At 72.9% G+C, this 26,173-nt stretch carries 25 protein-coding genes; 13 read left to right on the top strand and 12 right to left on the bottom strand.

Annotated features, from left to right (window positions below; all coding sequences use genetic code 11):
* Nucleotides 1-10: 10 nt before the first annotated feature.
* Together efeO and efeB are read left to right on the top strand one after the other, a co-directional pair.
* Nucleotides 11-1,162 carry an iron uptake system protein EfeO gene (efeO, locus tag EJF31_RS19820; RefSeq protein WP_125038874.1) on the top strand — a complete coding sequence of 384 codons (1,152 nt, stop codon included), beginning with the start codon at nucleotides 11-13 and terminating at the stop codon, nucleotides 1,160-1,162.
* Nucleotides 1,159-2,427, top strand: coding sequence for an iron uptake transporter deferrochelatase/peroxidase subunit (efeB, locus tag EJF31_RS19815; RefSeq protein ID WP_125038937.1), 1,269 nt, complete (start codon nucleotides 1,159-1,161; stop codon nucleotides 2,425-2,427). Before efeO ends, efeB begins: the two co-directional genes overlap by 4 nt.
* Nucleotides 2,428-2,430: 3 nt before the next feature.
* Here efeB and EJF31_RS19810 read toward each other — a convergent pair whose 3' ends face one another.
* Both EJF31_RS19810 and EJF31_RS19805 read right to left on the bottom strand, forming a co-directional pair.
* Complete coding sequence (locus EJF31_RS19810; protein WP_125038873.1) at nucleotides 2,431-2,826, bottom strand: PPOX class F420-dependent oxidoreductase; 396 nt, start codon at nucleotides 2,824-2,826, stop codon at nucleotides 2,431-2,433.
* A 10-nt stretch (nucleotides 2,827-2,836) separates the two neighbouring features.
* On the bottom strand, nucleotides 2,837-4,369 hold the full coding sequence (locus EJF31_RS19805) for an ABC-F family ATP-binding cassette domain-containing protein (protein WP_125038872.1): 1,533 nt from the start codon (nucleotides 4,367-4,369) through the stop codon (nucleotides 2,837-2,839).
* A 289-nt stretch (nucleotides 4,370-4,658) separates the two neighbouring features.
* Here EJF31_RS19805 and serA point away from each other — a divergent pair, with 289 nt between their 5' ends.
* The gene (gene serA, locus EJF31_RS19800; protein ID WP_125038871.1) at nucleotides 4,659-6,245 is read left to right on the top strand and encodes a phosphoglycerate dehydrogenase; all 1,587 of its coding nucleotides are present in this window, start codon (nucleotides 4,659-4,661) and stop codon (nucleotides 6,243-6,245) included.
* A gap of 8 nt (nucleotides 6,246-6,253) precedes the next feature.
* Here the strand turns inward: serA and EJF31_RS19795 are convergent, their stop codons facing one another.
* A complete protein-coding gene (locus tag EJF31_RS19795) occupies nucleotides 6,254-7,321 on the bottom strand; it encodes a C40 family peptidase (RefSeq protein ID WP_125038870.1) in 1,068 nt (355 codons plus the stop codon).
* Between the two features lie 53 nt (nucleotides 7,322-7,374).
* Entirely contained in the window at nucleotides 7,375-8,808 is a 1,434-nt protein-coding gene (locus EJF31_RS19790) for a PLP-dependent aminotransferase family protein (protein WP_125038869.1), read from the bottom strand.
* Nucleotides 8,809-8,870: 62 nt separating this feature from the next.
* Here EJF31_RS19790 and EJF31_RS19785 point away from each other — a divergent pair, with 62 nt between their 5' ends.
* Nucleotides 8,871-9,569 carry a YitT family protein gene (locus EJF31_RS19785; protein WP_125038868.1) on the top strand — a complete coding sequence of 233 codons (699 nt, stop codon included), beginning with the start codon at nucleotides 8,871-8,873 and terminating at the stop codon, nucleotides 9,567-9,569.
* Here the strand turns inward: EJF31_RS19785 and EJF31_RS19780 are convergent.
* Nucleotides 9,543-10,109 (bottom strand): O-methyltransferase, encoded by a 567-nt coding sequence (locus tag EJF31_RS19780; RefSeq protein ID WP_125038867.1) that lies wholly within the window; start codon nucleotides 10,107-10,109, stop codon nucleotides 9,543-9,545. The two genes, EJF31_RS19785 and EJF31_RS19780, sit on opposite strands and share 27 nt — an antisense overlap.
* Nucleotides 10,110-10,478: 369 nt before the next feature.
* Here EJF31_RS19780 and EJF31_RS21985 point away from each other — a divergent pair, with 369 nt between their 5' ends.
* From EJF31_RS21985 to cimA, 5 genes are all read left to right on the top strand, one after another.
* A complete protein-coding gene (locus EJF31_RS21985; RefSeq protein WP_182539570.1) occupies nucleotides 10,479-10,616 on the top strand; it encodes a hypothetical protein in 138 nt (45 codons plus the stop codon).
* Between the two features lie 10 nt (nucleotides 10,617-10,626).
* The gene (locus EJF31_RS19775) at nucleotides 10,627-11,697 is read left to right on the top strand and encodes a 3-isopropylmalate dehydrogenase (protein WP_125038866.1); all 1,071 of its coding nucleotides are present in this window, start codon (nucleotides 10,627-10,629) and stop codon (nucleotides 11,695-11,697) included.
* Nucleotides 11,698-11,729: 32 nt separating this feature from the next.
* A complete protein-coding gene (locus EJF31_RS19770) occupies nucleotides 11,730-12,803 on the top strand; it encodes a branched-chain amino acid aminotransferase (protein ID WP_125038865.1) in 1,074 nt (357 codons plus the stop codon).
* 85 nt (nucleotides 12,804-12,888) lie between these two features.
* Nucleotides 12,889-14,532: a serine/threonine-protein kinase gene (locus EJF31_RS19765; RefSeq protein ID WP_125038864.1), complete on the top strand. Its 1,644-nt coding sequence runs from the start codon at nucleotides 12,889-12,891 to the stop codon at nucleotides 14,530-14,532.
* Between the two features lie 239 nt (nucleotides 14,533-14,771).
* Nucleotides 14,772-16,370, top strand: a complete 1,599-nt coding sequence (cimA, locus tag EJF31_RS19760; RefSeq protein WP_125038936.1) for a citramalate synthase — start codon at nucleotides 14,772-14,774, stop codon at nucleotides 16,368-16,370.
* Nucleotides 16,371-16,382: 12 nt separating this feature from the next.
* Here cimA and EJF31_RS19755 read toward each other — a convergent pair whose 3' ends face one another.
* From EJF31_RS19755 to EJF31_RS19740, 4 genes are all read right to left on the bottom strand, one after another.
* Nucleotides 16,383-17,165, bottom strand: coding sequence for a hypothetical protein (locus tag EJF31_RS19755; protein ID WP_125038863.1), 783 nt, complete (start codon nucleotides 17,163-17,165; stop codon nucleotides 16,383-16,385).
* A 4-nt stretch (nucleotides 17,166-17,169) separates the two neighbouring features.
* Nucleotides 17,170-18,027 carry an ABC transporter permease gene (locus tag EJF31_RS19750; protein ID WP_125038862.1) on the bottom strand — a complete coding sequence of 286 codons (858 nt, stop codon included), beginning with the start codon at nucleotides 18,025-18,027 and terminating at the stop codon, nucleotides 17,170-17,172.
* Nucleotides 18,024-18,959: an ABC transporter ATP-binding protein gene (locus EJF31_RS19745; protein ID WP_125038861.1), complete on the bottom strand. Its 936-nt coding sequence runs from the start codon at nucleotides 18,957-18,959 to the stop codon at nucleotides 18,024-18,026. Before EJF31_RS19745 ends, EJF31_RS19750 begins: the two co-directional genes overlap by 4 nt.
* Nucleotides 18,960-19,024: 65 nt before the next feature.
* The gene (locus EJF31_RS19740; RefSeq protein ID WP_125038860.1) at nucleotides 19,025-19,624 is read right to left on the bottom strand and encodes a TetR/AcrR family transcriptional regulator; all 600 of its coding nucleotides are present in this window, start codon (nucleotides 19,622-19,624) and stop codon (nucleotides 19,025-19,027) included.
* Nucleotides 19,625-19,757: 133 nt separating this feature from the next.
* Here EJF31_RS19740 and EJF31_RS19735 point away from each other — a divergent pair, with 133 nt between their 5' ends.
* Nucleotides 19,758-20,306: an NADPH-dependent FMN reductase gene (locus EJF31_RS19735; protein WP_125038859.1), complete on the top strand. Its 549-nt coding sequence runs from the start codon at nucleotides 19,758-19,760 to the stop codon at nucleotides 20,304-20,306.
* A 37-nt stretch (nucleotides 20,307-20,343) separates the two neighbouring features.
* Entirely contained in the window at nucleotides 20,344-21,735 is a 1,392-nt protein-coding gene (locus tag EJF31_RS19730; RefSeq protein ID WP_125038858.1) for an amidase, read from the top strand.
* 3 nt (nucleotides 21,736-21,738) lie between these two features.
* On the opposite strand, the gene bioD is transcribed toward EJF31_RS19730, so the two are convergent.
* The 3 genes from bioD to EJF31_RS19715 are packed head-to-tail and all read right to left on the bottom strand — an operon-like array spanning nucleotide 21,739 to nucleotide 24,850.
* Nucleotides 21,739-22,410, bottom strand: coding sequence for a dethiobiotin synthase (gene bioD / locus EJF31_RS19725; RefSeq protein WP_125038857.1), 672 nt, complete (start codon nucleotides 22,408-22,410; stop codon nucleotides 21,739-21,741).
* Nucleotides 22,407-23,540, bottom strand: coding sequence for an 8-amino-7-oxononanoate synthase (locus tag EJF31_RS19720; protein WP_125038856.1), 1,134 nt, complete (start codon nucleotides 23,538-23,540; stop codon nucleotides 22,407-22,409). The genes bioD and EJF31_RS19720 overlap by 4 nt, the downstream gene beginning before the upstream one ends.
* The gene (locus tag EJF31_RS19715; protein WP_125038855.1) at nucleotides 23,537-24,850 is read right to left on the bottom strand and encodes an adenosylmethionine--8-amino-7-oxononanoate transaminase; all 1,314 of its coding nucleotides are present in this window, start codon (nucleotides 24,848-24,850) and stop codon (nucleotides 23,537-23,539) included. The genes EJF31_RS19720 and EJF31_RS19715 overlap by 4 nt, the downstream gene beginning before the upstream one ends.
* A 112-nt stretch (nucleotides 24,851-24,962) precedes the next feature.
* Here EJF31_RS19715 and bioB point away from each other — a divergent pair, with 112 nt between their 5' ends.
* Nucleotides 24,963-25,958 carry a biotin synthase BioB gene (bioB, locus tag EJF31_RS19710; RefSeq protein ID WP_125038854.1) on the top strand — a complete coding sequence of 332 codons (996 nt, stop codon included), beginning with the start codon at nucleotides 24,963-24,965 and terminating at the stop codon, nucleotides 25,956-25,958.
* A gap of 10 nt (nucleotides 25,959-25,968) precedes the next feature.
* Nucleotides 25,969-26,151, top strand: a complete 183-nt coding sequence (locus EJF31_RS19705) for a hypothetical protein (protein WP_125038853.1) — start codon at nucleotides 25,969-25,971, stop codon at nucleotides 26,149-26,151.
* Nucleotides 26,152-26,173: the final 22 nt, after the last annotated feature.

Below are 26,173 nucleotides of genomic sequence, written 5' to 3'. Positions count from 1 at the left end.
ACACCCTCCGATGCGCATCCCCCTGCTGCTCGCTGCCCTCGTCGCCACCCCGGCCCTGGCCGCGTGCACCCAGAACGCCACGGTCAAGGCCGGCGACGACCGCACGATCGTGGTGACCTCGACCGACGACGCCTGCGACGTCTCGCCGCTCGACGCACCGTCCGGCACGCTGACCTTCGAGGTCACCAACGACGGCTCGGAGGTCACCGAGTTCTACCTCTACGCCGAGGACGGCAAGCGGATCCTCGGCGAGGTCGAGAACGTCGGCCCCAGGCTGTCCCGCGAGCTGACGGTCAGCGTCGCCCCCGGCACCTACGTCACGGCCTGCAAGCCGGGGATGAAGGGCACGGGCATCCGCGCCGACTTCACCGTCTCCGACAGCGGCGCCAAGGTCGCGGCCCAGAGCGACGACGAGCAGGTCGCGCACGCGACCGAGGAGTACCAGGAGTGGGTCCAGGACGAGTCCGGCCAGCTCCTGGCGCAGACCAGGGCGTTCGTCGCGGCGTACAAGTCCGGCGACGACCGCAGGGCCAAGGCGCTCTACCCCGTGGCGCGCACGCACTGGGAGCGGATCGAGACGGTCGCCGAGTCCTTCGGTGACCTCGACCCGAAGATGGACGCCCGGGAGGCCGACCTCGAGCCCGGCCAGAAGTGGACCGGCTGGCACCGCCTCGAGAAGGACCTGTGGCCGGCGCGGGCCGGCAAGTACGCCGCCCTGTCGATGAAGGAGCGGGCGACGTACGCCGACGACCTGCTCGCCGACACCGTCACCCTCGACGGCCGGATCAAGGACCTCGACTTCACCGTCGACCAGATCGCCAATGGCTCGCGGGCCCTGATGGAGGAGGTCGCGACCGGCAAGGTCACCGGCGAGGAGGAGTACTGGTCGCGGACCGACCTCTGGGACTTCCAGGCCAACGTCGAGGGGGCCCGGAAGGCCGTCGACCTGCTCGAGCCGGTGCTCGAGCAGAAGGACCCGGAGCTCGCCAAGACGCTCGACCAGCGGTTCACCACCCTGCAGGCGCTGCTCGACCAGCAGAAGGTCGGCGACGGGTTCAAGACCTACGACCAGCTGACGCCGCAGGAGGTCAAGAAGCTCGCGGACGCGGTCAACGCCGTCTCCGAGCCGCTGTCCCAGCTCACCGCGGCGGTGCTCTCCTGAGCGCCGACGGCGCCGGGCGGGTCTCCCGGCGCGGGCTGATCGGTGGCGGCGTCGCCGTCGCCGGGGTCGCCGGCGCCTTCGTGGCCGGTCGCGAGAGCGAGTCCGCCCACGCCGCCTCGGGTGAGGCGCTGACCTATCCCTTCCGCGGCGAGCACCAGGCCGGCATCGTGACGCCCGCCCAGGACCGCCTGCACTTCGCGGCGTTCGACGTGACCACGGGGTCGCGGGCCCAGCTCGTCGCGCTGCTGAAGGCCTGGACCGAGGCGGCCGACCGGATGACCCGCGGCCGGCCGGCCGGCGAGATCGGTCCGGTCCAGGGGGCCGCCAACCTCCCGCCGGACGACACCGGCGAGGCGATCGGCCTCTCGCCGAGCGGCCTGACGATCACCTTCGGCTTCGGCCCGACCCTCTTCCGCGACGCCGACGGCAAGGACCGCTTCGGCCTCGCCGACCGCCAGCCGGCCGCCCTGGCGCCGCTCCCGCACTTCCCGGGCGACAACCTCGACGAGATGCGCTCCCACGGCGACCTCTGCGTCCAGGCCTGCGCCAACGACCCGCAGGTCGCGGTCCACGCGATCCGCAACCTCGCCCGGATCGGTTTCGGCACCGTCGCGGTGCGCTGGTCGCAGCTCGGCTTCGGGCGTACGTCGACCACCTCGACGGCCCAGTCCACGCCCCGCAACCTCTTCGGCTTCAAGGACGGCACGGCCAACGTCAAGGCCGAGGAGACCGACGACCTCGCCGAGCACGTCTGGGTCTCGTCCTCCGACGACGCGAGGGCCGGGTGGATGGCGGGCGGCTCCTATCTCGTCGCGCGCCGGGTCAACATGACCATCGAGGTCTGGGACCGCCAGCCGCTCGGCGACCAGGAGGCGTTTGTGGGCCGCACCAAGGACACCGGCGCCCCGCTGTCCGGCGGCGGAGAGTTCTCCGAGCCCGACTTCTCGATGCCCGGCCACGACGGTCCGGTCATCCCGAAGGACTCCCACGTCAGCGTGGTCCACCCCGACCACAACGACGGGGTGCGGATCCTGCGGCGCGGCTACAACTTCGTCGACGGCACCGACCAGCTCGGCGGCCTCAACGCCGGCCTGTTCTTCCTGGCCTACCTGCGCGACCCGCGCACGCACTTCATCCCGATGCAGCTGCGGATGGCGAAGTTGGACGCGCTGATGGAGTACCTCAAGTTCACCGGGTCGGCGCTGTTCGCCGTGCCGCCGGGCGCCGGCGACGGCGAGTACGTCGGCCAGGCGCTGTTCGCCTGAGGGCTACCCGTCGAGCCGCACGAGCACCACGGTGTCGGCGTACGTCAGCCCCTTGCGGCCCTGGCCCCCGACCCAGGCGAAGACCTTGGTCAGCTTGGTCATGAAGCCGTACTTCGCCCGCACCCTGCTGTGCACCTCGTCGAACAGCTGGCCGGACTGCACCATCTCGGCCGTGCCGGACACCGCGTCGCTCCCGTCCTTGACGTTGCCGCGCACGTCGGAGGGCTGGACCGCCACGCGCGGGTCGTTGCGCAGCCGCTTGGTCTTGCCGGTGCCCATGGCGGTCCAGAAGCCGATCCGCCCGTCGCTGACCGGCACCACCCACACGGGGGTGCTGACCGCGTCGCCGGTCTTCCGGTAGGTCGTGAAGGCGAGGTACTTCTCGTCCGAGATCGTCATGCGTCCGACCCTACGGCGCGGCCAGGTCGACGCTCCGCTCCACCTCGATGTCGGCGAGGAACGCCTCGTCGTGGCTGGCCACGACCAGGGCGCCCCGGTAGGACGCGAGCGCCGACACCAGGGCGTCGTACGACGCGAAGTCGAGGTTGTTGGTCGGCTCGTCGAGGAGCAGGAGCTGGGGTGCGGGGTCGGCCAGCAGCAGCGCCGCGAGCGTGGCCCGGAAGCGCTCGCCGCCGGACAGGTCGCCGACCCGCTTGTCGGCCGCCGAGCCGCGGAAGAGGAACCGCGCGAGCCGGGCCCGGACCTCGTTCATGTCCGCGCCGGGTGCCCGGCGCGCAACGTTGCCGACGACCGTGTCGTCGGGGTCGAGCAGGTCGAGCCGCTGGGGGAGCAGCCCGACGGGCACCCGTGCCTGGTCGACGAGCCGGTGCAGGAGCGTGGTCTTGCCCGACCCGTTGGGCCCGACGAGACCGATCCGGTCGGGGCCGCTGATCGGCAGCTCGCCCTCGAGCACCACGCGGCCGCGCGGCACCGCGGTCCCCGGCAGGTCGATCCGGATCTCGCGGTCGTCGCGGAGCCGGGCCTCGGCCTCGGTCAGCTTCCCGCGGGCGTCCTCGAGCCGGTCGGCATGGGTCTGGCGGTACTTCGCGGTCGACTTCTCCGAGCGGTTCTTGCGCCAGTCGCGCTCGGCCTTGCTCATCCCGACGCCCTGCTTCTTGGCGATCCGGGCCCGCGAGGCCAGGAAGCGCTCGGCCTCGAGCACGTCGTTGCGCTGGCGGCGTACGTCGGACCGGGCGGCCGCCACCGCGGTGCGGGCGGCGTGCTGCTCGGCCTCGACCTGCTCGGCGTAGGAGGAGTAGCCGCCGCCGTACCAGCGCACGGCGCCACCGCGCAGGTCGCCGATCCGGTCCACGCGCTCCAGCAGCTCGCGGTCGTGGCTCACCACGAGGAGGGTGCGCGACCAGGACGACACGACGTCGTACAGCCGGTCCCGGGCTCGCGCGTCGAGGTTGTTGGTGGGCTCGTCGAGGACGAGCACGTCGGGACGGCGCAGCAGCAGCCGGGCGAGCCCGAGCTGGGTGACCTCGCCGCCGGACAGTTCGCCGAGCCGGCGCTCGAGGATCGAGCCGGGGAGGCCGAGCCGCTCGAGCTCGGCGACGGCGCGGTCCTCGACGTCCCAGTCGTCCCCGATGACGGCCAGGGCGTCGGCGAGGGCGTCCTCGTCGAGGTCGCCGGCCGCGACCGCGGCGACCGCACGCTGCACCGCGGCGACGCCGAGGAAGTCCGCGACGCCCTGCGTGGTGTCGAGGGTGAGGTCCTGGGGCAGGTAGCCGACCTCGCCGGTGACCTGCACGTGACCGCGCGTGGGCGCGAGGACGCCGGCGACCAGCCGGAGGATCGTCGACTTGCCGGACCCGTTGACCCCGACCAGGCCGGTGCGGCCGGGGCCGATGAGCAGGTCGAGGCCCTCGAGGACGGGGGTGCCGTCGGGCCACGCGAAGTGCAGGCCGGACAGGGTGATGACGGAGGTCGGAGCAGGCATGGAGGTCTCCCGGTGAGTGGCTCGAGGATGCGGTGGGACGCGCCGGGAGCGGGCTCGCTCGACCGGCGCGGATGACGTCGTACGGCGACGACGGCGCGACCTCAGAAGTTCAACGGACCAGCCTGCGGGAGGGGATGTGACGACACGGATCGTAGGGCCGACGACGTGCGGACGCCACGGGTTTCCTCGAGTTGGTGGGGGTAGAGTTCACAACTCGGGCACAGCGTCGTGCACGGCCGCTCCGACCGGCCACCTTCCACCGCATGGACCACCAAACGAGGGAATCGCTGTGAGCAAGCCCGTCGTACTCATCGCCGAAGAGCTCAGCCCGGCCACCGTCGAGGCTCTCGGTCCCGACTTCGACATCCGCACCTGTGACGGCGCGGACCGGGGGCAGCTGCTCGCCGCGATCGTCGACGCCGACGCGCTCCTGGTCCGCTCGGCCACCAAGGTCGACGTCGAGGTGCTCGAGGCGGCCACCCGGCTCAAGGTCGTCGCGCGGGCCGGTGTCGGCCTCGACAACGTCGACGTGCGGGCCGCGACCCAGGCCGGCGTGATGGTCGTGAACGCCCCGACCTCCAACATCGTCTCCGCCGCCGAGCTCGCCGTCGCGCTGATGCTCGCCGCCGCCCGGCACGTCTCGCCGGCCCACCACTCGCTCAAGGGCGGGGAGTGGAAGCGGTCGCGCTACACCGGAATCGAGCTCTACGAGAAGACCGTCGGCGTCGTGGGGCTGGGCCGGATCGGGGTGCTCGTCGCCCAGCGGCTCTCGGCCTTCGGCATGAAGGTCATCGCCTACGACCCCTACGTGCAGGCCGGCCGCGCCGCACAGATGGGGGTGCGGCTCGTCGACCTCGACACCCTGCTGGCCGAGGCCGACTTCATGTCGGTCCACCTGCCCAAGACCCCCGAGACCGTGGGGCTGATCGACGCCGAGGCGCTGGCCAAGGTCAAGCCGTCGCTGGTGCTCGTCAACGCCGCGCGCGGCGGCATCGTGGACGAGACCGCCCTCTACTCCGCCCTCAAGGAGGGCCGGGTCGCGGCCGCCGGCCTCGACGTGTTCGCCGAGGAGCCCTGCACCGACAGCCCGCTCTTCGAGCTCGAGAACGTCGTGGCCACCCCGCACCTCGGCGCCTCCACCGACGAGGCCCAGGAGAAGGCCGGTCTCGCGGTCGCCCGGTCGGTGCGGCTGGCGCTGTCCGGCGAGCTCGTGCCCGACGCGGTCAACGTGCAGGGCGGTGTGATCGCCGAGGACGTCCGTCCTGGCATCCCGCTGACCGAGAAGCTCGGCCGGGTCTTCACCGGCATCGCCGGCCAGGTGGCGGAGTCGATCGACGTCGAGGTGCGCGGCGAGATCACCGACTTCGACGTCAAGGTGCTCGAGCTGGCCGCCCTCAAGGGCGTCTTCACCGACATCGTCGAGGAGCAGGTCTCCTATGTGAACGCGCCGCTCCTCGCGGCCGAGCGCGGCTGCGCGGTCCGGCTCGTGACCGACCCCGAGAGCCCCGACCACCGCAACCTGATCACCCTCCGCGGCACCCTCGCCGACGGCTCGCAGGTCTCGGTCAGCGGCACCCTCGTGGGGATCAACCAGAAGGAGCGGCTCGTCGAGGTCAACGGCTTCGACGTCGACATCGAGCCCACCGAGCACCTCGCGTTCTTCCGCTACGCCGACCGGCCCGGCATGGTCGGCACCGTCGGCGGGATCCTCGGCGACGCCGGCGTCAACATCGCCGGCATGCAGGTCGCGCGTGACGCGAAGGGCGGCCACGCGCTGGTGGCACTGTCGGTCGACTCCGCGATCCCGACCGAGGCGCTGGCCGAGATCCAGACCGCGATGGACGCCGACCTGGTGCGGGCGGTCGACCTGGTCTGAGTCGTTCGCTAGGGCAGGTAGCGCCGGGCCCCGGCGTACTCGCTGCGCAGCGGCTCCTGCTCGAACGACACGACCTGCACCTGCTCGCCGGTGCGCGGCGCGTGGATCATCAGCCCGTCGCCGACGTACATCGACACGTGGTGCACCAGCCCGTCGCTGGCGTAGAAGAGCAGGTCGCCCACGTGGGGTGCGGTGCGGCGGCCGTGCTGCGACTGCGGCAGCGCGTCACGGGGGATCCGGGTGCCGTGCAGGCGGTAGTCGAGCCAGGTCAGGCCGGAGCAGTCGAGACCGAACCCGGACAGGCCTCCCCACAGGTAGTACAGGCCGAGGAACGACCTCGCGGTGCGTCGCAGGCCGGTGCGGGTGGCGGGGAGGGCAGCCTCGTGCGGGGCACGGACGACCGCGACCCCCTCGAGCAGCCGGCGGACCTCACCGCGCGGTGTCAGGACCCGCAGGTAGTGCCCGGTCCGGCCCAGCACGTGCAGCCGGGTCCCGGCGCTCACCTCGGTCGTCCTCGCGCTGGCGGCGTCGTCGGTGCGGAGCCAGGCGGTGCGCCGGGTCACGGTGGCGACCTTCGCCGTCCAGGCCGGGACGCGGGCGTTGAGCTGGCGGCGGGGGATCCAGCCGGGGTAGCCGCCGCGGGCCTTTTGGCTGGGTTGTGACGGGACCACGACACGGACCCAGCGGGGCCGGAGCTCGCGGACCACGACCCGGTCGCCGAGCAGGGCCTCGGTGTCGCTCCGCTCGAACAGGGCGCGCCGCTGGTCCAGCGTCATGGCCTGCAACCACGCCCGGAACCGGACCGGGCTCCGCAGGGCCGGCGCGTCCACCGGCCACGGTGCCGACGGCGACTGCCACAGCCGCGCGACCGCCACGGCCACCCACGCGTTGTCCCCGACGGCGAGCTCGTGCCCGGCCCTGGGATGCGGGGCGCTCGGGGCCGGCGACCCGGTGGGGGTGGCCGGCGATGCCACGGAGGACGACGGACGGGCCGCCGGTGGGGCCGGCGCGTTGCCGCAGGCGGTCGCCGTGGCCAGCAGTGCAGCAGCCACCACGACGCGGATGCGCGTTCCCACGTGGTCCAGCGTCGCCCACGTCCGCGGCGATCGACAAGGGCCGTTCGGCAGGGTCAGGCCACCATCACCCGCACCCCGGGCCGCGTCCGCTGCGACTGCCGGTCCCGTACGACGGCCCAGGCGGCCGCGAGCCGGCGCACCGCCTCCTCGAGCTCGGCGCCGGGGCGAGTCCACGGGATCCGCACGAAGTGGTCGAGGCCGCCCTCGGCGGCGAACACCGGCCCGGGGGTGATGATCAGGCCGAGCCGCTCGGCCTCGTCGGCGACGGCCGTGCCGAGAGGAGCCGGGAGCTGGCACCAGACGGCGAGGCCGCCCGTGGGCAGCACGAAGCGCCATTCTGGGAGGTGCTCGCGCAGGGCGGCGGCGAGCACGTCGCGCTGCTCGCGCAGCCGGGCGACGTGGTCGGGGAGCACCGGCCCCTGGGCCAGCAGCCGGGTCAGGACCAGCTGCTCCATGACCGGGGCGCCGAGGTCCATCGCCACCCGGGCGTGCGTCAGTGCGTCCATCCGTCCCTCGGGCGCGCGGACCCAGCCGAGCCGCAGCCCGCCCCAGAAGCTCTTGCTGGCGCTGCCGATCGTGATCGTCTCCGGCGCGAAGCACGCGAACGGGCGGGGCATCTCCTGCCCCTCGAGGGCCAGCGCCTGGTGGGCCTCGTCGACGACCGCGACCGTGCGCGTGCGGCGGAGGTGGCCGGCGTACTCCTCGCGCTGGGCGTCGGTCATCACGTGGCCGGTGGGGTTCTGGAAGTCGGGGATCAGGTAGGCCAGCTTCGCCGAGGCCTGCCGCAGCGTGGCACCGACAGCGTCGAGGTCCCACCCGTCGGGGTCCACCGGCGACGCCACGAGGCGCACGCCGGAGTCCCGGATCGCCTGCGTGGCGTTGGGGTAGACCGGGCTCTCGACCACCACGCGGTCGCCGGGGCCGGCGCAGGCCCGGGCCACGATCGACGCGGCGCTGAGGGCTCCCGGCGTGACCATGATCTGCTCGGGCGCCGTGGGCAGTCCCCGGGCGTCGTAGGACGCCGCCACGGCCGCCTGCAGCTCGGGGAGGCCGGCGGGGAAGTAGCCGTGCCCGCCGAGGTAGGCCGGAAGGTCGGCCGCCGCCTCGACGTACGCCGCCGCGAGGCCCGGGGGAGCGGTCGCCGCCGCGCAGTTGAGGTCGATCGCCTCGTGGTCGCCGGGCCGGGGCAGCAACGCGCGGTCGTGGGCGCGGCTGCGCCCGCCGGGGACGCGGGTGAACGTGCCGGCGCCGCGGCGCGCCTCGGCGTAGCCCGCGTCGCGCAGGGCGGCGTAGGCGCGGGTCACCGTCGTGCGCGAGACCCCGAGGGCCTCGGTGAGCTCACGCTCGCTGGGCAGCCGGGTGGCGAGCCCGATGCGGCCGTCGCCGATCAGCAGGACCAGCGCGTCGGCGAGGCCGGCATAGGCGGGACTGCGGTCGAAGTCGCCGACCAGGGTGGACACCCTGGCGGCGCTGATGGCACCACTCATGCAGTCCACTGTCCCACGATTGGCTATTTGGGAGAAGGCCAATCGGCCGCAGACTGGTCACCATGAGCCTGACCGCCCCCGCCGGAGCTGCCCGTCGCGGCCTGACCGACCTCGGCCCGATCGCCCAGCTGCGGGCCGGCCGGCTCGTCCGGCGCCTGAGCCAGCTCTACGTCGGCCTGCTGCTCTACGGCGTCTCGCTGGCCATGATGGTGCGCGGCGACCTCGGCCTGGCGCCGTGGGACGTCCTGCACTCCGGCCTGATCCGGCACGTGCCGATCACGCTGGGCCAGGCCGTCGTGGTGATGAGCTTCGTGGTGCTGGTCGCGTGGATCCCGCTCCGCGAGACCCCGGGCATCGGGACGATCTCCAACGCCCTCGTCGTCGGCTTCTCGGCCGACGCGACGCTGGCGCTCCTGGACCGCCCGGACCTGCTGGTGGCACGCATCGCGCTCATGCTCGGCGGGGTCGGGCTGTGCGGCCTGGCCACCGCGCTCTACATCGGCGCGCAGCTCGGCCGCGGCCCGCGCGACGGGCTGATGACCGGCCTGCACCGGCGTACCGGCCTCTCGCTGCGCCTGGTCCGCACGGGCCTCGAGGTCGCCGTGGTCGTGCTCGGCCTGCTGCTCGGTGGGGTCGCCGGCCTCGGCACGCTGCTGTTCGCGCTGGCGATCGGGCCGATCACCCAGGCGCTGCTGCCGTGGTTCACCGTCGAGGTGACGGCACCGGCGCCGCGCTCAGCGCTTGGTGGCGATCAGGGCTGAGGCGTCCGAGGCGACCATCACCTCGACGGCGGTGAAGCGCTCGTCGGTGAGCCACCGCTCGCGCAGCGTGTCGACCCGGCCGTGGGTGATCGGCGGCCACATCTCGCACGGCGTGAAGTCGTCGAGGACCACGATCCCGCCGGCCTCGACGAGGTCGGCGATCGCGTCGACGCCCACCTCGGTGGGCTCGCCCGAGTCGAGGAACAGCAGCGAGAACGGGCCCTTGTCGAGCAGCGTCGACCAGTTGGCCGAGAGCACCTCGACCTGCGGGTCGTCCTCGAAGATCTCGGCCGCCGCGCCGGCCAGCCGGGCATCGAGCTCGGCCGTCACGATCCGGGCCTCCCCGCGTACGCCGCTGCGCAGCCAGGCCGTCCCCACCCCGCAGCCGGTGCCGAACTCCGCCATCGTGCCGCCGCGCGTGGCGGCCAGGGTGGCCAGCAGCCGACCGGTCTCGTTGCGGCAGAACGACACGTAGCCCGCCTTGCGGGACACGTCGAAGGCACGGGACACGACGTCGGGGAGATCGGGCGGGGCACTCATGCTGCGAGTCTTTCATCCTGGGAATGCCGTCTCGCATCCTGAGCAGGATCGGAAAAGGCGTGTCGCTCGGCGTGCGCACGTCGTACGGTTTTCGGACCATGCGGAGCGTGTTCGTACTCATCGAGCGCCGCGGCGAGGCTTCTTAGGTGGAGCCACCTCGCCGCGGAGTTCGGCGTTGTTCGGCCCACCGTCCTCACTGAAGACGCCTCCGCGGCGGATGCGCGACCACAGCACGCGCGACCCGCCCTCTGCATTGGTTCCTCTCCCTCATGTGACCCATGAGCGGCCAGCGCCCCCGACGCGGGGCGTCTTCCTCCGCAGCACCGCCATGACCCGTCACAGACCCATCACATGACCAGGAGACGACCCATGTACGACATGTACCCCGAGTGGGGCCCCGCCAGCCACCACCCCGAGAACCCGCGCAGCGCCGAGAACATCCGGGCGGCCGTCCAGCGCTCGCTTGACCTGCGAGACAACGGCGGCGAGCGCCCCGACGACAACTAGCGTTGCGGGCATGACTTCCGACTCGAACACGGGCACCCTCAAGCTCGCCGTCATCCCCGGGGACGGCATCGGCCAGGAGGTGACGGCCGAGGCGCTCAAGGTGCTCGAGGTCGCCGCCCCGGCCGGCGTGAAGTTCGAGCCGACCCGCTACGACCTCGGTGCGGAGCGGTACCTCGCGACCGGCGAGGTGCTGCCCGACTCCGTGCTGGCCGAGATCCGCGAGCACGACGCCATCCTGCTCGGCGCCGTCGGGGGCAAGCCGGGCGACCCGAACCTGCCGCCGGGCATCCTCGAGCGAGGGCTGCTGCTGCGGCTCCGCTTCGAGCTCGACCACTACGTCAACCTGCGGCCGTCCCGGATCTTCCCGGGCGTCGCGTCGCCCCTGGCTGCCCCCGGCGAGGTCGACTTCGTGGTGGTCCGCGAGGGGACCGAGGGGCCCTACACCGGCAACGGCGGGTCGATCCGGGTGGGCACCCCCCACGAGGTCGCCACCGAGGTCTCCCTCAACACGGCCTTCGGCGTCGAGCGGGTCGTCCGCGACGCGTTCGCCCGCGCCCAGCGGCGTCCCCGCAAGAAGCTCACGCTGGTCCACAAGACCAACGTGCTCGTGAACGCCGGGGCCGTCTGGTCGCGCCTGGTGGCCGAGGTGGGCCGGGAGTTCCCCGACGTGACCGTCGACTACCTGCACATCGACGCCGCGACGATCTTCATGACCACCGACCCACAGCGGTTCGACGTGATCGTCACCGACAACCTCTTCGGCGACATCATCACCGACCTCGCCGCCGCCATCACCGGCGGCATCGGCCTCGCCGCGTCCGGCAACATCAACCCGGACCGCACCGCGCCGTCGATGTTCGAGCCCGTCCACGGCTCGGCCCCCGACATCGCGGGCCAGCAGAAGGCCGACCCCACCGCCGCGATCCTGTCGGCGTCGCTGTTGCTCGACCACCTCGGGTACGCCGACGCCGCGGCCGCCATCGAGACGGCCGTCATCGACGACCTCGCGGCGCGCACCGCCGGCACCACGCGTCGTACGTCGGAGGTCGGCGACGCCATCGCCGCCCGACTGGGCGGCTGACCCCCCGAGGACTGTCGGATAACGTGCCTTCCATGCAGATCAGCACCACCCAGTCGACCAACGCCGTCGACGACGCGCGCCTCGCCGAGATCCTCGGCAACCCCGGCTTCGGACAGTTCTTCACCGACCACATGTTCACGGTCGAGTGGACGCCCGACGCGGGCTGGCACGACGCCCGCATCGAGCCCTACGGCCCGCTCACCCTCGACCCGGCGACCGCCGTCCTGCACTACGCGCAGGAGACCTTCGAGGGCATGAAGGCCTACCGGCACGCCGACGGCTCGATCTGGTCGTTCCGCCCGGAGGAGAACGCCGCGCGGATGGTGCGCTCCAGCAGGCGCCTGGCCTTCCCCGAGCTCCCCGTCGAGGACTTCGTCGCGGCCGTGGACGCCCTGGTGCAGATCGACCAGCGCTGGGTGCCGGACCCGGAGGGCGAGAAGTCCCTCTACATCCGCCCCTTCATGATCGCCACCGAGAAGTTCCTCGGCGTCCGCCCCTCGCAGCACGTCACGTTCATGGTGATCGCGAGCCCCGCCGGCGCCTACTTCAAGGGCGGCGTCAAGCCGGTCACGCTCTGGCTCACCGAGGAGTACACCCGCGCCGGCCGCGGCGGCATGGGCGCGGCCAAGACCGGCGGCAACTACGCCAGCTCGCTCGTCGCGCAGCAGGAGGCGACCCGCCACGGGTGCGACCAGGTCGTCTTCCTCGACGCCCAGGAGGGCACCTACGTCGAGGAGCTCGGCGGCATGAACATGTACTTCGTCTACGACGACGGCTCGATCGTCACCCCCGAGACCGGCACGATCCTCGAGGGCATCACCCGCGCCAGCATCATCGAGCTCGCGGGCAAGCTCGGCCACCAGGTCGAGGAGCGGAAGTTCTCGATCGACGAGTGGCGCGACGGCGTGACCAGCGGCCGGATCGTCGAGATCTTCGCCTGCGGCACCGCCGCCGTCGTCACCCCGGTCGGCGCCCTGAAGTGGGACGGGGGAGAGGTGCCCGCCCCGGCCAGCACCGACCTGACCATGAAGGTCCGCTCGGCCCTCGTCGACGTCCAGTACGGCCGCGCCGAGGACAGCTTCGGGTGGATGCACCGGATCGTCTGAGCCCCGTCGTGCCCGGCGCCACGGCGTCGACATCGTTACCTCCCGCCTGCGCGGCAGGAGGCATCGGCCCGAGTAGCCTCGAGCCGTGACGACCACGCCGCGCCACGACGGGCGCCGCCCTGAGCAGGCCCCGCCGGGCCTGACCGTGGGTCCCTACTCCCTCCTCTCCCGCATCGGTGAGGGAGGCATGGGTGTCGTCCACCTCGCCCAGAGGCCCGGTGGCGAGCGGGTCGCGCTCAAGGTGCTGCGCCCGCACATCGTCGGTGACGACGAGGCCCGCGCCCGGCTGGCCCGCGAGGTCAACTCCCTGAGCCGGATCCGCAGCCGCTGGGTCGCCGAGATCGTCGACTCCGACCCGTGGGGCGACATCCCCTTCGTGGCGACCCGCTACGTGCCCGGCCTCTCCCTGCACGACCACGTCGTCGACGAAGGTGCCATCACCGGCCGCGACCTGGTCTGGTTCGCCGGCTGCCTGGCCGAGGGCCTCGCCTCGGTCCACGACGTCGGCGTCCTGCACCGCGACGTGAAGCCCACCAACGTGCTGATGGAGGGCCGCACGCCGATCCTCATCGACTTCGGCCTGGCCCGCGTCGCCGACGACCCCAAGCTCACCCACACCGGCTGGCTGCTCGGCACCCCCGGCTACCTCGCGCCCGAGATCCTCTACGGCGACGACGCAAGCGCCGCCTCCGACGTGCACTCCTGGGCGGCCACCGTGGCCTACGCCGGCACCGGCCACGCACCGTTCGGCCGCGGCCCGTCGATGGCGATCATGGACCGCGTCCGCCGCGGTCAGCACGACCTCTCCGGGCTGCCCCGTGACCTGCACGACGTGGTCGCGGCCGCCCTCGACCCCGACCCCGGCCAGCGCCCGACGCTGGGAGCGATCCTGGAGTGGCTGCGCCCACAGACCACCCGCGTGCAGGCCGTCGTCCCGCCGCCGCCCACCGGCCCGGGCGACGACTACACCGTCCCGCTCGCGCTCGCCGCGCAGGCGTGGGGCCACGACGAGACCGACGTGCTCCGGGACGGGGAGGGCGTGGGCTCCGATGGCGCCACCCGGATGTACGAGACCGAGCGGATCGACGAGTGGGGTGAGCCGGTCGAGTTCGGCCAGCCCCGCGTCCCGGTCCTGGTCCGGTTGCGCCGGCTCGCCCTGCTCGTGGCCGGTGCCGTGACCGTGGGCGCCGGCGCCGCGGCGTACCCCTGGCCGACCGTGGCCCTGGTCCTCGTCCTCGTGTGGCTGCTGCGCAGCGGCTCGCTGGCGGCCAGCGCGGTCGGCAACCGCCGCTCGCGGCGCGGCCGGAAGTGGTACGACGGCGCGCAGCTCCTCCTCGGCGCACCTTGGGACCTCGTCCGCTCGATCCCCGGCACCGTCCTGCTGACGCTGTGGAGCGCCGGGCTGGCCACCGCCGGCGCGCTCCTCTGCTACGGCGCGACCGCGGGCACGCAGGTCACGCTGTTCGTCAGCGGTCTCGTGCTGGCGGCGTCGTTCTGGTTCGGCCCCGGTGGCTCCCGGGTCCGGTCCCCGCTGGGACGCGTGGTCAACCCGCTGGCCGCGGAGGGCCGGCGGTTCCTCGTGGGGCTCGTGGTCGTGCTCGCGGTCGCGGCCGTCATCGGCTTCCGGGTCGACACGGCCGGCACCAGCTGGCTGCCCGGCAACGGCCGACCCTTCGCCCACTGGTCGGTGCCCGACCGGCTCTCGGGGCTCCACGTGCCGATGGGGTGATCTCCGACCCCCGCCAGCCCGACCCCACACCCACCACGCGTTCAGATCCCGAGATCCGGGCCCACGGACCGGGACGCGGTGGCAGCATGGAGGACATGCAGCACCAGCAGGCGATCATTCCCTAGCGCGTCGAGCACCACCTCGACGCGCCACCTCTCGCACCCCCGAGAGGTTTTTTTGTGCCCGGACCGCCCTCGCTGGTCGAGCTTGTCGAGACCACACCTGAAGGAAGTACCCCGATGGACCTGCACGGCTCGTTCCACGTCTACGACACCACCCTGCGCGACGGCGCGCAGCAGGAGGGGCTCAACCTCTCCGTCGCCGACAAGCTGAGCATCGCGCGGCAGCTGGACGGGCTCGGCGTGGGCTACATCGAGGGCGGCTGGCCGGGCGCCAACCCCAAGGACACCGAGTTCTTCCGCCGCGCCAGCCAGGAGCTGGACCTGCGCAACGCCCGGCTCGCGGCCTTCGGCGCGACCCGCCGGGCCGGCGTGAGGGCCGCCGACGACCCGCTGGTGGCGGCGCTGCGCGACAGCGGCGCCGGGGTGGTCACCCTGGTCGCCAAGTCCCACGACCGGCACGTCGAGCTCGCGCTGCGGACCACGCTCGAGGAGAACCTCGCGATGATCCGCGACACGGTGAGCCACCTCCGCGCGGAGGGCCAGCAGGTCTTCCTCGACGCCGAGCACTTCTTCGACGGCTACCGCGCCAACCGCGACTACGCCCTCGAGGTGCTCCGCACGGCGTACGACGCGGGCGCCGAGGTGATCGCGCTCTGCGACACCAACGGCGGCATGCTCCCCGGCTGGGTCGCCGACGTCGTCCACGACGTCCTCGAGACCGCCCAGGTGCGCGTCGGCATCCACTGCCACAACGACACCGGGTGCGCCGTGGCCAACACCCTCGCCGCGGTCGATGCCGGCGCCACCCACGTCCAGGGCACCATCAACGGCTACGGCGAGCGCACCGGCAACGCCGACCTCGTCTCCGTCGTGGCCAACCTCGAGCTCAAGCTCGACCGCCAGGTGCTGCCGCCGGGCCTGCTGCGCGACGCCACCCGGATCGCCCACGCGGTCGCCGAGGTCACCAACTTCCCGCCCGCGTCCCGGCAGCCGTACGTCGGCACGTCGGCCTTCACGCACAAGGCAGGGCTGCACGCGAGCGCCATCAAGGTCGACCCCAACCTCTACCAGCACATGGACCCGGTCGGCGTCGGCAACGACATGAGGCTGCTCGTCTCCGACATGGCCGGCCGCGCGTCGATCGAGCTCAAGGGACGGGAGCTCGGCTTCGACCTCAGCGGGGACAAGGACCTCGTCACCCGCGTCACCGACCGCGTCAAGAAACTGGAGTCCCGGGGCTACACCTTCGAGGCGGCGGACGCCTCCTTCGAGCTGCTGCTGGTCGAGGAGGTCGAGGGCCGGCGCCCGTCGTACTTCGAGGTCGAGTCGTGGCGGGTGATCACCGAGACCCTCAGCAACCGCGGTGCCGACGACGAGGCGGTCTCCGAGGCGACGGTGAAGCTGAAGGCCGAGGGCGTCCGGTACGTCGTGACCGGGGAGGGCAACGGTCCGGTCAACGCGCTGGACGCGGCGCTCCGCTCGGCGATCGGCCAGGCGTTCCCCGAGGTCGCGAAGTTCGAGCTGATCGACTACAAGGTCCGGATCCTCGACCAGGGGCACGGCACCGACGCGATCACCCGCGTGCTGATCGAGACCAGCGACGGGGTGTCGTCGTGGGTGACCGTCGGGGTCGGCCACAACGTGATCGAGGCGTCGTGGGGGGCGCTGGTCGACGGACTCACCTTCGGCCTGCGCAAGCACCACGACGCCTCGTGACGCGTCGCTGAGCTACTGCTTCTGGACCGGCAGCACCACGGGCGAGTCCGAGCTGTAGCCGGTCGCCGGGGTCACCTGGAACGAGACCTCCTTGGTCCCGGCAGGAAGCGCGTTCGGGAAGGGGATCCGGGCCGTCGCCTCCTCCTTGAGCCGGTAGGGGACGACCCCCAGCGAGGTCTTCCCGGCCATGGCGGTGATCGTGCCGGCACAGCCCTGGCTCCCCGTGCCGCAGGTGACCTGGGCGCTGACCAGGCCCTGGTCGTCGGGCGTGACCGACGGGCTGGTGATGGCGAAGACCGAGGGGAACGTGGTGCCCGTCGGGGTGTCGTCGGTGGCGGGGTCGAAGCAGCCGTCGAACTCGAAGAGCGGGTTGGTCACCTCGCGGCCCTGCTTGTCGGTCAGGGTGAGGAAGCCGGTCAGCTTGCTCGGCCCGGCGGCGGTGAAGCAGTCATTGCTGTGCACGTTGAGCTCGAACTTGCCGTAGCCCTCCGAGGGCATCGGCACCTGCGGGTCGGTCCAGCTCATCAGGCAGATCCAGTCCCCGCCGGGGCCGACGTCGGCCACGTCGGGGCCGTGCTTGTCGCACATGGCCTGCGGCTTGAGGGACGCCGCGTTGATGTCGGTGCGGCCCAGCAGGTGGGCCTGCTGGACGTACATGTTGGCGAACACGACCGGCAGGGCGCGCTCGAGGCGGGCCTTGGTGACGGTGCTGCCGTTGCCGCCGGCCACGGCCGCGGCGCCGATGGCGGCCACGACGAGCAGCGTGGTGAGGACGGCGATGATGCTGCGACGCATGGCGTCAGCCTCCGGTGATGTCGCGACGGCGGAGCAGGACGAAGGCGACGGCGAGGGACGCGAGGCTCCACACCACGCTCACCACCACCCCCTGGACGAGCGGACCGGTGAAGGCCGGTTGGGTGAGCAGGCCGTGCCACGACTCGAACGGCGTGGTGAGCAGCAGCGGCCGCACGGCCTCGATGCCGCCGAGCGCGCCGACGAGCTGCATCACCATGCCGACCACGACCGGGGCGGCGATGCCGACGGCGGGGTTGCGGGCCCAGACCGACAGCAGGATCGCCAGGCAGGTGAAGCCGATCATGGGCGGGAGCGTGGTCGCCCAGCTGGCGGCCACGAGCTCCAGGGCGGACCGCGGGTCGACGGTCTGGCCGGAGAGGCCGATCAGCGGCTGGTGGCCCACGACGAGGAGGCTCGAGACGATCGTGGAGGCGGCCAGGACGGCCAGCACGAGGGCGGCGAACCCGCTGGCGACCAGGGCCTTGGCCCAGAACAGCTGGGCCCGGCTCGTCGAGCGGGTCAGGACGGTCTTCCACGTGCCGTGCTGGTCCTCGCTGGCGAAGACGTCGCCGGCCACGATCGCGGTCAGCAGCGGCAGCACCCACTGCGAGGCGAAGCCGAGCACCAGCAGCGCGAGGGCGAAGCCGTTCTCCGTGGCGAACCGGCCGAAGAGCGTGTCCTTCGGCGGCCGCGACTGTCCGTGGATGATGAACACGACGGGGATCGGGCCCAGCAGCGCCCCGAGGAGCACGGCCTTCGCGCGGTACTGCGCGCGCAGCTTGCGGGTCTCCCACCGCAGCACGGCCCCCAGTCCGGGGCGCGTCCGCGTGGTCGCGGCGACGGCCTCCAGCGTGGTCGTCATCGGACTGCCTCCAGGTCGGGAGTCGCGTCGGTGAGCATGAAGAACAGCGCCTCCAGCGGCGTCCGGGTTGGGGTGAACGCGCGCAGGTCCAGGCCGGCGCGCACCAGGTCCGCGACGTACGCCGAGACCTCGTGCTGGGGACCGGTGACCACCAGCGCCGCCTCGGGGTCGCGCTCGACCTCGATGCCGGGCCGGTCGGCGGCCAGCGCGAGCGCCCGCGCGTCGTCGGTGGTGGCGAGCAGGTGGCCGGGGTCGGGGGCCATCGCGCGCAGGTCGGCGATGGTGCCGTGGAAGGCGACACTGCCGCGTCGCATGATCGTGACGTTGTCGCAGATCTCCTCGACCTCGTCCATGTGGTGCGAGCTCAGCAGGACCGTCAGCCCGCTCGCCGCGAGCCGCTTCACCAGGGCCCGCATGTCCCGGATGCCGGCCGGGTCGAGGCCGTTGGCCGGCTCGTCGAGGATCAGCAGGTGCGGGTCGCGCAGCAGGCTGGCGGCGACGCCGAGCCGCTGCCGCATGCCGTAGGAGTAGCCCCCCACCTTGTCGTCGGCGCGGTCGGCCAGGTCGACGATGGCCAGCACCTCCTCGAGCCGGCCGGGCCGGGCGCCGCCGTCGAGGAGCGCGAGGCCCTCGAGGTTGGCCCGTCCGGTCAGGTAGGGGTAGAACTTCGGGCTCTCGATGAAGCCCGCGACGCCGTCGAGCACGGCGGTCCCGTCCTCCTCCCACGTCCGGCCGAAGACGCGGATCGTGCCGGCGTCGGGGCGGATCAGGCCGAAGAGCATCCGCAGGAACGTCGTCTTGCCGGCGCCGTTGGGCCCGAGCACGCCGTACACCTCACCGGGGGCGACGCGGACGGTGATGTCGTCCACCGCGCGCAGGGACCCGAAGGCCTTGGTCACACCCACGGCGTCCACGGCCAGCGCTTCTGTCATGGACGCACCGTAGGGGCCCGAACATGAGCGGAACATGAAGGCTCCACGACGTGGCCATCCCCGCGCTACGGCGACCGCACCACCCGGCGGGCGAGGTCGACCCATCCGGCGTACACGCGGTCGACGTCGAGGCCCTCGATCCGCACCTGCTGGTCCAGGATCGGCGCCTCCAGCGGGGCCATCAGCGCGGTGGCCAGCAGCGGCAGGTCGCCGGTGACGTGCAGCTCGCCGAGGAGGTAGCGCACGTGCATGGCCACGAAGGAGTACGCCGCGAACGACCGCGACCCGGCGCGGCCGGCGTGCCGGATCAGGTCGGCGTGCTTGATCGTCGTCTCCAGGCGCGAGCGGCCGAAGGCCATCAGCCGGTCCCATGGCTCGGCGCCCGGGCCGAGCGGCGGCGGGCCGGACATCACCGCGGCCTGCCACTCGGTCTCGGAGAAGTTCAGCAGCGCCGCCATCAGGCCCTCGCGGGACACGAAGCGGCGGAAGACCGTGCCCTTGCCCACACCCGCCTCGTGCGCGACGGCGTCCATCGTCACGCCGTCGACCCCGCAGTGGTCGACGAGCCGCTGGGCGGCGAGCAGCAGCGCCTCGCGGTTGCGCGCGGCGTCACGACGCTCGGGGTGGGGAGCGTCGAGCAGCGGCAGGAGGCGGGGTTCGGACATCAGGGGTCAACTCTAGGAGGAGTGGGTATCAGGGGGTCGGCAAAAAAAGTTCGCCGATCCGGAATAAGAACCGGACCGCGGTCCGTTTGAACCCGTGAACGGCCCTGAACTCGACCCCCCGTAGGAGCACCCCATGTCGGACACCCGCGTCATCGTCCTCGTCGGCAGCCTTCGCGCCGACTCCCTGAACCGCAAGATCGCCGAGACCCTGCGCGACCAGGCGCCCGACGGCGTCACGGTCGAGATCGCCGAGAACCTCGAGGCGCTCCCGTTCTACAACGAGGACCTCGACGGCGAGAACGTCCCCGCTGCCGCCGCCGACCTGCGCGCCCGCGTCGCCAACGCCGACCGCGTGCTGGCCGTCACCCCCGAGTACAACGGCACCATGCCGGCCGTGCTCAACAACGCCATCGACTGGCTCTCGCGCCCCTACGGCGTCGGCGCCATCAAGGGCAAGCCGTTCGGCGTCGTCGGCGCCACCCCCACGCCGTACGGCGGCAAGTGGGCCCACCAGGACACCGCCCGCTCGGCCGGCATCGCCGGTGCGGTCGTGGTCGAGGACGTCACCGTCTCGCAGTCGGCCCTCGAGGTCGACGTGCTGACCGACGCCGACGTGCTGGCCAAGCTCAACGCTGCCGTGCAGACCCTGGTCGACTTCGACGCGGAGACCGCCGCGGCCTGATCGGACCGCTGCCCGCGGGCAGCGTAGTTTCGGAGGCATGGCTGACCTCCACGACCTGACCGCCCTGGAGCAGGGCGACCTCGTCCGACGTCGTGAGGTCTCCTCCGCCGAGCTCACCGAGCACTACCTCGAACGCGCCGACCGACTCGACTCGGTCGGCGCGTTCGTCACGCTCACCCCCGACCTGGCCCGGGTCCGGGCCCTGTCGCTGGGCACCGGGACGTCGCCGCTCTACGGCGTCCCGACCGCGATCAAGGACCTGAACATGACCGCCGGGGTGCGCACCACCTTCGGTTCCGCGGCGTTCGACGACTTCGTGCCCGACGTCTCCGACGGCGTGACGCTGTCGATCGAGGCCGCCGGGATGGTCAGCATCGGCAAGAGCAGCACGCCGGAGTTCGGGTCGCCCTGCTACACCGAGCCCGACGGCCTGCCGCCGGCGGTGACCCCCTGGGACCGCACCCGGATGGCCGGCGGCTCGTCGGGTGGTGCGGCCGCGGCGGTCGCGGCCGGCCTCGTGCCCGTCGCCCAGGGCTCCGACGGGGGAGGGTCGATCCGGATCCCGGCCTCCTGCTGCGGGCTGGTCGGCCTCAAGCCCACACGCGGCCGGATCAGCGGCCACCCGATGTACGGCGACCCGGTCGGCCTCGCGACGGCCGGCTCGCTCGCCCGCACGGTGCGCGACGCGGCCGCGCTGCTCGACGTGCTCGAGGGACGCCGGCCCGGCGACCCGTCGTGGGCGCCACCGCCGGACGCTCCCTTCCTCTCGGCCTGCGACCGGCCGCCGGGCCGCCTGCGGATCGCCCGCTTCGTCGAGCCCGTCATCGCCGACGTGCCGGTCGACCCGGAGTGCGTCCGGGCCTGGGAGGACGCCTCGGTCCTGCTCGAGTCGCTCGGCCACGAGGTCGTCGACGTCGCGGTCCCGCTGCCGCGCGAGGCGGTGCCGGTCTTCGAGACCTGCTGGTCGGTGCTGACGGCGCTGTCGGTGGTGCCGTCCGAGCGCGAGCACCTGCTGCGACCGCTGACCCGCTGGCTGACCGAGCGTGGCAACGCCGTCAGCGGGCCGGAGTTCGGGCTGGCCATCGGCGCGATGCGACGGTTCGCGGCCGAGGCGCTGACCGCGCTGGCGCCGTACGACGCGGTGCTGACGCCGACGCTCGCCACCCCGCCGCTGCCGGTCGGCGCGCTGCGCAACGACGCCGACCCGGCCGCCGACTTCCAGGCGCAGAAGGACTTCACGCCGTGGACCTCGGCCTGGAACGTCACCGGCATGCCGGCGGTCTCGCTCCCCACGCACTGGACGCCCGACGGGCTGCCGGTCGGGGTGATGCTGGCCTCCCGTCCCGCCGAGGAGGCGTTGCTGCTGTCGCTCTCCGCGCAGGTCGAGGAGGCCGCGCCGTGGGCCGACCGGCGGCCGCCCGGTTGGTGACGCTCAGGCGAACCAGGTCGGCGACTGCTCGCGGAAGGCCTCACGGTCCAGCGCGCCCACGCCGGCCGGGATGGTCGCCAGCACCGGCAGGCCGGTGACGCGGGGCAGGTCCTCGGCGTTGCAGCGCTCGGCCAGGCCGGGCTCGGCCGGCCAGGCACCGATCACCACGCCCGCCGGCTCCAGGCCGCGGGCGCGGATCGCACCCACGGTGAGCTCGGCGTGGTTGAGGGTCCCGAGCTGCGGCCCGGCCACGACGACGAGGTCGACGGACAGCGTCTCGGCGAGCTCGGCGGCGAGGTCGAGGATCGTGCCGCCGTCGGTGTCGAGGCGGACCAGCAGTCCGCCCGCGCCCTCGACGACGACCGTGTCGTGGAACTCCGCGAGCACCCGGATCCGGTCGGCGTACTCCGCCACGGGCGGGATCCGCACGCCCTGTCGGCGGGCGGCGGTGTCGGGCGCGAGCGGCTCGTCGAGCGCGGTGTACTCCTGCACGCCGCAGCCGGTCAGTCGGTGCACCTCCCCGGCGTCGCTGTCGCCGTCGACGATCCCGGTCTGCACGGGCTTCACGACGGTGACGGTGCCGGACCCGGCCGCACGCAGCGCGAGCGCCGCGGTGGCGACGGTCTTGCCGACCCCGGTGGACGTGCCGGTGACGACGATGATGCGTGGGCTCATGGCCTGAACTCCTTCACGACGGCGACGAGCACCTCGACGGCGCGCGCCCAGTCCTCGTCGGACGGGCCGGCGCTGGAGGTGATCCGCAGCCGGGAGATGCCGTCGGGGACGGACGGGGGCCGGAAGCACCCGACCCGGACGCCCTGCTCGAGGACGGCGGCCTGCGCGGCCAGGGCGACCTGCGGGGAGGCCATCGGGACCGACAGCACGGCGCCGGCCGGCGGCTCGACGCCGAGCGCGGCAGCGAGGTCGGTGACCCGCCGCCGGACCACACCGGGGAGCGCCGGGTCGCCGCGCAGCAGCTCGAGTGCGGCCAGCGCGGCACCGGCGGCCGCGGGGGCCAGGCCGGTGTCGAAGATGAAGGGGCGCGCCCGGTTGACGAGGTGCTCGACCAGCTCGGGCGAGCCGAGGACGGCCCCGCCCTGGCTGCCCAGCGACTTGGACAGGGTGGCCGTGAGGACGACGTGCGGCAGTCCGGCCAGGCCGAGCCGGTGCACGACGCCGGGCCCGTGGACGCCCAGCCCGTGCGCCTCGTCGACGACCAGGAGGGCGCCGTACTGCTCACAGGCGGCGGCCAGCTCGACGAGCGGGGCCTCGTCGCCGAGCACGGAGTAGACCGACTCGGCCAGCACCAGCGTGCGGCGGCCGTCGGCTCGCGCCAGCGCCTCGCGCACCGCCGCCACGTCGCTGTGCGGCACGATCTCGAGCGCGGCCCTCGACAGGCGCACGGCGTCGACGAGGGAGGCGTGGACGTGGGCGTCGGAGACGACGTACGCCGTCCGGTCGGCCAACGCGGTCACGACCGCGAGGTTGGCGTGGTAGCCGGTGGAGAACACCAGCGCGGCCGGTTGGCCGGTGTAGTCGGCGAGGGCGCGCTCGAGCCGGGCGTGGATCGTCAGTGTGCCGGTGACGAGCCGCGACGCTCCCGCGCCGCCGCCGAAGGCACGGGCCGCGGCCACGGCCCCGGCCACGACGTCGGGGTGCCGGGACAGGCCGAGGTAGTCGTTGCCCGCCAGGTCGATGGTCGGGTCGTCCGCCTCCCGCGGGACCAGGCGCCGGGTCAGTCCGGCCTCGTCGCGCGCCGCCGCCTCGGCGGCCAGCCACGCGTCCCAGCCCGACGGGGTCGTCATGCCACCACCGCCGCGGCCGCGATCGCCGCACAGATCGTCGCGACGTCCTCGTCGGAGGAGACGTAGGGCGGCATCGTGTAGATCAGGTCGCGGAAGGGTCGCAGCCACACGCCGTGCTCGATCGCGACCTCGGTGGCCTTCACCATGTCGACGGGGTGGTCGAGCTGGACGACGCCGACCGCGCCGAGCGTGCGCACGTCGGCGACGCCGGGCAGGTGCCGGACCGGTGCGAGCCCGACGACGAGCCCGGCGTTGATCCGGGCGACCTGGGCCTCCCAGTCGTTGGCCTCGAGGAGGTCCAGCGAGGCGAGGGCGGCCGAGCAGGCGAGCGGGTTGCCCATGAACGTCGGGCCGTGCATCAGCACGCCGGACTCCGAGTGGGAGAGGCCGACGGCGATCCGCGACGTGCAGAGCGCGGCCGCCAGCGTCAGGTAGCCGCCGGTGAGCGCCTTTCCGACGCACATGATGTCGGGGGAGACCCCGGCGGCGTCGGCGGCGAAGAGCGTGCCGGTGCGGCCGAAGCCGGTCGCGATCTCGTCGAACACCAGCACCAGGTCGTGCCGGTCCGCGACCTCGCGCATCACCTGCAGGCACTCGGCGGGGTAGACGTACATGCCGCCCGCGCCCTGCAGCAGCGGCTCGACGATGATCCCGGCCAGCTCGTGCGCGTACTCGGCGGCCAGCGCCTCGAACCCGGCGGCCCAGGCCGCGACGCCGTCGGGAGACGACGGCGGCTGGTCGGCGAAGACCTGCTGCGGCAGCACGCCGCTGAACATCGAGTGCATGCCGCCCACCGGGTCGCACACGCTCATGCAGCCGAACGTGTCGCCGTGGTAGCCGCCACGGATCGTCAGCAGCCGGGTGCGTTCGGGGTGGCCGACACCGCGCTGGTACTGCAGGACCATCTTGAGCGCGACCTCGACGCTCACCGACCCGGAGTCGGCGAGGAAGACGTGCTCGAGCCCGACCGGGGACAGGTCGACGAGCCGCTGCGCCAGCCGGATCGCGGGCTCGTGGGTGAGCCCGCCGAACATCACGTGCGCGTAGTCGGCCGCCTGTGCGGCGAGCGCGGCGTTGAGGACCGGGTGGTTGTAGCCGTGGATCGCGGCCCACCACGACGACATCCCGTCGACCAGCTCCGTGCCGTCGGCCAGCGTCAGCCGGGTGCCGGAGGCCCCGGTGACCAGCCGCGTCGGCGTCGGGTCGGTCATCGAGGTGTAGGGGTGCCACACGTGCTCGCGGTCGAACGCGAGCAGGTCTGGGGCGGTGCCCGCGCCCGGCGCGGGGATCTGAGTGGGGGAGGCCGTCATCGCCCCGGCAGTCTACGAGCGGCGACACGCGCGCCGACCTGCACGTCCGGCGTACGTTCCAGTAACCGACCGGCGTACGCCGCGCGTCCCCACGGCGGTTAACCTGCCTTGCGTGACTGACATCCTGGAGCGCGCCCGCACGAAGGTCCTCGACGACGGCGAAGGACTGTCGTACGACGAGCTGGTCGAGGTCCTCCAGCTCCCCGACGACCAGATCCCCGAGCTGCTGGAGCTGGCCCACGGGGTCCGCATGAAGCACTGCGGCCCCGAGATCGAGGTCGAGGGGATCATCAGCCTCAAGACCGGCGGCTGCCCCGAGGACTGCCACTTCTGCAGCCAGTCCGGCCAGTTCACCTCGCCGGTCCGCTCGGTGTGGCTGGACATCCCGCAGCTGGTCAAGGCTGCCGAGGAGACCGCGGCAACCGGCGCCACGGAGTTCTGCATCGTCGCCGCCGTCCGCGGGCCCGACGAGCGCCTGATGTCGCAGGTCCGCGACGGCATCAAGGCCATCCAGGAGGCCGTCGACATCAACGTCGCGTGCTCGCTCGGCATGCTCACGCAGGAGCAGGTCGACGACCTCAAGGCGATGGGCGTGCACCGCTACAACCACAACCTCGAGGCCGCGAAGTCCTACTTCCCCTCGGTGGTCACCACGCACTCCTACGAGGAGCGCTGGGAGACGTGCGAGATGGTGCGCGAGTCCGGCATGGAGCTGTGCTGCGGCGGCCTGGTCGGCATGGGCGAGACGCTCGAGCAGCGCGCCGAGCTGGCCTCGCAGCTCGCCGAGCTCGACCCCCACGAGGTCCCGCTGAACTTCCTCAACCCGCGCCCCGGCACCCCCTTCGGCGACCTGCCGATCATGGACTCCGCCGACGCCCTGCGCACGATCGCGGCCTTCCGCCTCGCGATGCCGCGCACCGTCCTGCGCTACGCCGGCGGCCGTGAGCTCACCCTCGGTGACCTCGGCACCCGCGACGGCCTGCTCGGCGGCATCAACGCCGTCATCGTGGGCAACTACCTGACGACGCTCGGCCGCAACGCCGACGAGGACCTCACCCTCCTCTCGGACCTGAAGATGCCGATCAAGGAACTCGCGAAGACCCTGTGAGCCGGCGGAGATGAACGACTTCTGCGGTCACTGCGGAGAGCCCGTCGAGGCCCGCGACCACACCGTGTGCGACGTGCAGCTGGTGATGGAGCCCCCGCGCTTCTGCACCAGCTGCCGTCGGCGCATGAAGGTCCAGGTCACCCCCCGTGGCTGGTCGGCCGAGTGCGTGGAGCACGGCGTACTGACGTCCTAGCTGTACCCGGCCACCAGGTTGG

The organism is Nocardioides sp. LS1, assembly GCF_003865225.1.
Taxonomy (GTDB): Bacteria; Actinomycetota; Actinomycetes; order Propionibacteriales; family Nocardioidaceae; genus Nocardioides; species Nocardioides ginsengisegetis.
Note: the sequence above shows the minus strand (reverse complement) of the source record. Positions and strands in the feature narration are given on the sequence as shown.